At 38.3% G+C, this 1,112-nt stretch carries 2 protein-coding genes; one reads left to right on the forward strand and one right to left on the reverse strand.

Going from position 1 to position 1,112, the window contains the following annotated elements:
- Positions 1-274, reverse strand: a 274-nt coding sequence (locus PPOP_RS17695) for a helix-turn-helix domain-containing protein (RefSeq protein ID WP_006288037.1), incomplete at its 3' end; no start/stop codon positions are given.
- Positions 275-397: 123 nt separating this feature from the next.
- Here PPOP_RS17695 and PPOP_RS17700 point away from each other — a divergent pair.
- Positions 398-763, forward strand: a complete 366-nt coding sequence (locus PPOP_RS17700) for a hypothetical protein (RefSeq protein WP_006288038.1) — start codon at positions 398-400, stop codon at positions 761-763.
- The last annotated feature ends 349 nt before the right edge of the window (positions 764-1,112 follow it).

A 1,112-nucleotide genomic window follows, 5' to 3' on the forward strand; every position in this document is an offset into this window, starting at 1 on the left:
TTACAACGGAAGGCCGACCTGAACGCTGTTCTTCTCCCAATGCGGCATCCGGCCCTAATGCCAGTGATTTATCGACACAGCGATGGACCTTGGGCACCGTTGTACCGAGAATTTCTGCGATCTTTGGGATGCTCAAGCCGTCGGCATAATGAAGCAGAATACGTGCGCGCTCTACCCGGCGATATTCTTCTGAACGCGCGTGACTGATTCGTTGAAGCATTTCTCGATCGGCAATGGATAATACTAACTTTTCCTTTTTCGATTGGAAGGGCATGGTTTCTCTCCGTTTCAATAAGGGCTACGAAGATTATACCATAAAACGATGGAATATAGTTACATTATTTTCGGAACGTTATACGAGTAATGTACCTTGGTATAAATAAGGAGTGAGATTAAAGTGAGTGATAATAATCAAGTATTGAATTTTTTTGGTCAAATTTTAATGGAGAAAATAAGAGATGAAGCTATAGATGATTGGGAAAGAATATTTCAAGGCAAGATGAGGGATAATGACTCAAAAAAAATATTTGAAGCATTAAGTTCGTTTAATCCTGAACAAATACAGTTTATTATTAATTTATTCCCGAAAATTGTTGATACGACGTTACATCATCTTTTATGGACATTAGAACAAGAAGAAGACGTAAATGTATTGATTAAAAATGATGAAAATATGTTTTTAAATATTAAAGAAATTAGTGATGGTCTAGCTGGAGAATTATATACGGAAGATGGATGGATTTCGCGATTTAGTAATAAATAGAAGTTGGGCCTTGATTGGCTACGTGCCTTTCAAGGTTTCTTTTTTATGGATACGAAGAAAGTATTATCACATATTTCTATGAACTATAAAATAGATTGTATCCTAAAAGAAGCCGTGGGATTCGGGACGACATCGGTACTCAGCCCTAGCTTATCCATCGCTCGACCATTGCCCGTTATTGTCACGATACGGTTGCGACTCAGACCATATTACCCCATCTGTTTCAACCCAAATCAGCAGCGATCCTCGTAAAGCCATGTGTCCACAATCTCTTTATATGCATCCATAACAGGAGATTTACGTGATGGTTTCACAAGTTTCAAATTCCAGTCTGAACGATCTGCATATT

The sequence above is a fragment of the Paenibacillus popilliae ATCC 14706 genome (assembly GCF_000315235.1).
In the GTDB taxonomy this organism is placed as follows: Bacteria; Bacillota; Bacilli; order Paenibacillales; family Paenibacillaceae; genus Paenibacillus_B; species Paenibacillus_B popilliae.